The following is a 3,107-nucleotide window of genomic DNA, read 5'->3' as shown; positions in this document are numbered from 1 at the left end:
TGGTGTTGGAGCAATTTCCACTTACAGTCAATGGTAAGGTTGATAAACGCGCTTTGCCACAACCGGAATTGACGACAGCACATTACCGAGGACCACAAAATAAAACAGAAGCGCAATTGCAGCAATTATGGTCGAGTTTATTAAAGATACCGCAAGCGTCACTGAGCTGTGAGGCAAACTTCTTTGCCCTAGGTGGCGACTCAATATTATCAATTCAGCTAGTCTCACGGGCAGCGGAGCAAGGCCTGTATTTTAGTGTTAAAGACCTGTTTCGTCATCAACACATCGTGGCATTAGCACGGTGTGTAAAGCAGAGCAAAGGATACACGATAGCACAAGAGGCGGTGATAGGAGAGATGCCATTGCTGCCTATTCAGCAGGCATTTTTCAAAAACGAAACGGCGTTAGCCCACTTTAACCAGTCGGTTCTATTAAGTACCCCAGAGGATTTTGACACCCAATGCCTGATACCGATGTTGCAAGCTTTGGTAACGAGACATGACGCATTGAGGCTCAGTTTTGATAAATCACAGGGGCAGTGGCGAGGTTGGTATCAAGCCTTGGAAGCATTGGCGCTATCAAACTGCATAGAGCAGCATGAGTGGGATGGAGAGGCAGAGAGTTTAACGGCTATTGCAGAGCGAGCGCAGCGCAGCTTATCACCGATAGATGGTGAGTTATTACGATTGGTCTATTTGGCGAACAAAGCGGGTACAGGACGCTTGCTGTTGGTGATACATCACTTAGTTGTGGATGGGGTTTCTTGGCGTATTTTGCTGTCAGACATAGCACAGCTCTATCAACAATACCAAGCGGGAGAAGCATTGCAGCTTGGTGATAAGACACATAGTTATCAACAGTGGGGAAGACACTTACAGCGCTATAGCGAGAGTGAAGGGCTTCAGCAGCAACGCTCATATTGGCGAGAACTAGAGGCAGATAATAGTTGGCAACAGCATTATGGTCATGAGCAGGTACAAGCAGGTGTACGGCGACAATTACAAATCCAATTGAGTGAGGATGAGACGCAGGCTTTGCTCACGATGGTGCCACAGAGTTATCGAACTCAGGTGAATGAAGTACTCTTGGCGGCTTTGTGGTTAGCTCATCAACGTTGTAGTGGTGCTCAAACGCTATCGGTGACACTAGAAGGGCATGGGCGTGAGGGAGTTGCGGGGGTAATAGATTTAAGTCAAACCGTAGGCTGGTTTACCAGTATGTATCCATTGCAGCTAAGCGTGCAAGCAGCGGAGGATGTCGGTGGTATTTTGATGGCGGTAAAAGAGCAATACCGTCAGGTTCCGGATACGGGGATAGGCTATGGCGTATTAAAGTACCTGTGCGGTGATAGCGAGCTTGCGGATAAGACGATGCCGGCTTTGCAGTTTAATTACCTAGGGCAGTTTGACCAAACGGTAAAACAGACGGGCACCTTTAGCATAGCAGAGGAAAATAGAGGGCAACATATAAGTGCAGCTCGGATAGCACAAGAAGAGCTGGTGTTAAATGGGAAGGTGGTATTTGGCAGTTTAGGTTTTACGCTGAATTATGACACAGGGTGTTATTGCGAGGGAGCGCTATCGACGTTGATGAAGGCTTATGAGCAGGCCTTAAGAGACGTTATTACGCATTGTAAGGCGGTGGGCGTTGGGCCTTATACACCGAGTGATTTTCCATTGGCGAGGGTGACTACGGAAGAGTTAGAGCGATGGGATATTGGGTCGGATATTGCAGATTTATATCCAGCGACGGGGATGCAACAGGGGCTGTTATTCCATGGTTTGTTGGAAGCAGGGAGTTATGTCACGCAGACTCGGATAAGCTTCAAGGATTTGGATGCAAGCGCATTTAAAGCTGCATGGTTAGCGGTAATAGAGCGGCACAATATTTTTAGAACGGCATTTGTAGGAATAGAGCAAGGGAATGCGCATCAAAGGGTGAGCGCACATGCGGTACTGCCTTGGAAGGAAGAAGATTTAAGGGAGATGTCACAGGCGCAGCAGCAACATTATTTAGACGATTATCAGCGTATGGATAAGCGCAAAGCCTTTGCGATAGATGCAGCACCACTGATGCGCTTTAGCTTATTTAATGTAGGAGATGAACATACGTTGCTCTGGAGTTACCACCATGCGCTACTGGATGGGTGGTGTATTCCGTTGGTATTTAAGGAGATAAAGCAATGTTATGAAGCGCTGTGTGCGGGTATACCGTTAGCAAGTGGAGCGCCAGAATACAGTTATAGAGATTATGCTCAGTGGCTGAGTGAGCAAGACAAGGAGGAGACGGTAGCGTTTTGGCGAGACACGTTAGCACCGCTGAGTAGCCATACTCAGTTGCCAGCGGAGCAAGGAGAGGTGGGAGCAGGAGAGGGCGAGTATCGCATTGAGTTTAGTGTATCAGAGACGGCGGCGTTACAACGGTTGGCGGCGGAAGCGAGAACGACGTTAAATATAGTCGTACAAACGGCATGGGGTGTGTTGTTGCAGCGCTATGGCAACCAAGGTGCGGTGGTGTTTGGTTCGGTGACGTCAGGGCGGCCGGCAAGTCTTGCGGGTGTCGAGTCGATATTAGGTTTGTTTATCAATACAGTACCGGTGGTTGTAGAGAGCGGTGCAGAAGAGACGGTGCTTGGGCTATTGCAGGCGCAGCACGAACAGCAAGTGGCACGAGAAGGGCATAGCTACTATCCGTTGTATGAAATACAAAAACAGTCGCCGTTGGGAGAGCCTCTGTTTAATAGCGTATTTGTATTTGAGAACTATCCGGTTGATGCGCAGTTAAGTGAAGCGGATGAGCAGTCGGGGCTAGAGGTTACGACAGCGGAGACAACGGAAGGGACGAACTACGACTTAACGGTAGTGGCGCATGTATCGGAAGGGTTGAGTATTCGCTTAGAAGGCGGGGCGGGGCACTATAATTCGGCGAGTTTGGCACGTTTAGGCGGACATTATAAGCGTTTGCTATTGGGGTTGACGAAGGCCTTGAAGGTTGCGGAGGTTGAGCTTTTAAGTGAGCGAGAGCGGTCTTATTTGCTCACGGAGTTGAATAGTACAGCTCAGGATGTTGAGGTGCCGAGCTGTTTATTGCATGAGTTGTTTGAGCGT

At 48.7% G+C, this 3,107-nt stretch carries 1 protein-coding gene; it reads left to right on the top strand.

Annotated elements, in window-relative coordinates:
• Positions 1–3,107: condensation domain-containing protein (locus tag MHN32_RS23350; protein WP_239422963.1), on the top strand; the 3,107-nt coding region annotated here is incomplete at both ends.

The organism is Pseudoalteromonas sp. Of11M-6 (assembly GCF_022347905.1).
Taxonomy (GTDB): Bacteria; Pseudomonadota; Gammaproteobacteria; order Enterobacterales; family Alteromonadaceae; genus Pseudoalteromonas.
Note: the sequence above shows the minus strand (reverse complement) of the source record. Positions and strands in the feature narration are given on the sequence as shown.